This is a genomic window from uncultured Eudoraea sp. (genome assembly GCF_947258525.1).
GTDB lineage: Bacteria > Bacteroidota > Bacteroidia > Flavobacteriales > Flavobacteriaceae > Eudoraea.
The window spans coordinates 1-2,267 of record NZ_CAMYIP010000132.1; the positions used below are offsets into that span (position 1 = coordinate 1).

General features: G+C 36.9%; 4 protein-coding genes. All 4 read left to right on the top strand.

Annotated elements, in window-relative coordinates; genetic code table 11:
* A partial coding sequence (locus Q0X89_RS09995) for a rhodanese-like domain-containing protein (protein WP_297693670.1) occupies positions 1-257 on the top strand: 257 nt, incomplete at its 5' end.
* Between the two features lie 898 nt (positions 258-1,155).
* Positions 1,156-1,398 carry a hypothetical protein gene (locus tag Q0X89_RS10000; RefSeq protein ID WP_297693672.1) on the top strand — a complete coding sequence of 81 codons (243 nt, stop codon included), beginning with the start codon at positions 1,156-1,158 and terminating at the stop codon, positions 1,396-1,398.
* Between the two features lie 18 nt (positions 1,399-1,416).
* Positions 1,417-1,698: a hypothetical protein gene (locus Q0X89_RS10005; RefSeq protein WP_297693674.1), complete on the top strand. Its 282-nt coding sequence runs from the start codon at positions 1,417-1,419 to the stop codon at positions 1,696-1,698.
* A gap of 66 nt (positions 1,699-1,764) precedes the next feature.
* On the top strand, positions 1,765-2,267 hold a 503-nt coding region (locus Q0X89_RS10010), incomplete at its 3' end, for a hypothetical protein (RefSeq protein WP_297693676.1).

Genomic DNA, 2,267 nt, shown 5'->3' on the forward strand with positions numbered 1-2,267 from the left:
AAATTATTAATGAAGAGAATGCAAGAAAGCTAAAAAATTGTACATTTGTCGATTTTCGGGATGAGGCAGAATTTAAGAAAAGCCATATTAAAGCGGCCCGCCACGTTGACTACAATAACATGTTTTCAAAACCCATGATGGAGGAATTGAATAAGAGCAACAGCCTGGTTGTCATCCACGATGTCCCGGTCGTCGCAGGTGTCATTGCCGCGACTCTGAAACTTATGGATTACCCGGATGTCTATGTTCTTGAATAGGTTTTGCAGTGCACTGTAAGGCGTAAACATTAGGATAGTTTGCGCCTTTTTTTTGCCCACCAACCGTTTTTCCTGAGGGTGTCCGGCAAGCAATCTACAATCTAAGCTTTTAATTTTGGTTCCGATTCTGATGATATCACAACTTTTCGCAGGAGTAGGATAGCCATAACATATATGAATATTTACGAATTTTCACATAATGGCAAGAACTAAACCGCTTCGCGGAAAATGTTCACCCACCGATATATTATAGCTTCCCGATCCAAGCGATATTGGTTTATAGTACCTCCAGGTAAAGTGTCCCGTTTAATTAACTTTTTGCCAAGGAGGTACTATTATGTCCAGTGATCTGAAAACCCAATTTCTAAACTACATGACCGTGCAACGATTTTCCCCTCACACAAAAGGAAAAAGTGCTCAATGACCGTAAAGCAGAACTGCTTGGCTGCAGTTATTTCCACCTGGTATTCACCCTGCCAGATGACCTTAATCCGATTATATTACGGCAATAAAGTTTTAATAAGTGTGAAATAGATCTCACAGTTTTATGTAATTTAATTCATAAAAGCCGATGATAATAATTCCTATTGAAGGGGCAACCTATTGAGATTACTCAGTTAAAATATAAGTGCTTGATATTGAATGATTTTTGCATTTAGTAAGGCAGAAGAATAAATTATTAATCTTCGTGGAGAAAACCATGACAAAGGATTACCAAAAAATGCCGATGTGAAAGCCTCTGAGGGTCTGCAAGCCCCTTAGAGGCTTTTTAAGCTCTGTCAACTCTTTAAATCTAAAACCTTAAAAAGGAAGGAGGGAAGTGAGGTGAAAAAGATTATCACACTTTTTATTGTTTTAGGTGTATGCCTCATAGTCTTGCCAAAAGCGTTGGCTTGATTTGAATACATGTCTTATTGGTTACTGGCCATTCAATGGCAATGCCAACGATGAAAGTGGCAATGAGAATCATGGCACCGTTTTAGGAGCATTCTTGACGGAAGATCGATTTGGAAAAGTGAACAATGCTTATGATTTTGATGGGTTAGATGACTACATCATAGCCGAAGATGATGATAGTCTGGAAATACCTGATGATTTCTCAATTAGTGTTTGGGTAAAACCCGAGGCAAAGCCAGTCTAATCAAGAAAGGAGAAAATTATGAGAATTACATCAATTGTATTGAGTATTATGTTAGCTGCCAGCGTTGCCCTTGCAGGCAATGGTTGGCAGAGTGCTTATGATGTACGTTGGAACATCACAGTAACAGATAGCTGTACTGGTTCAGCGGTAACATATCACAATTGCTATTTAACCAATAAAGGTCAGTATCAAATCTCTTTCATTCCTAATCAGGGTCGCACCGGTATTACAACTGGTAAAGTTATAACTGTCTATGCATCCAGCGGTTGTGTATCGTATATCATGGAAGAGGCAGATTGAGATGAAAAATAAACAAGAGCTTAAGAAGATGATAAACAGAGCTGACTAATCTCTGGTTAGAAAAAAATGAGATTAATTTTATTTACTATTCTGGCTTATTTTCTTTTTATTGGAAGCGTTTTTGGATGGGAAATAAAAACATTTACCGAAAACACGCCATCAACAATATCCAAGTATTTACAATGCGTATATAGCATTCTTCCGCAAAAGCAAATTGGTCCTTATAACGGTAAACAGTTTAAAACAATAGATTTAAAACCTGCTACTGCATTCATGATAAATAGCAATTTTTTAGTAACAGCTAAGCACGCAGCAGATCAAAGTAAAATTGCATTTGCTCGCAATATTGATATTTATGGCAACTCCACCTCAAAATACCTATGCACACGCATTAATTCTCATTGGCAAGAGAATGATGAAGTGACCATTTTAAATATAAATAAGGTAAATAATAAACTTATAAATAAAACCGTATTAAAATGGGATGTTGGCTACTATAAGATAAAGAAAAATCACCCGACTCATTTTTTTCCAATAGGTAAAATTGCAAAAGTAGGACAAGATGTTCT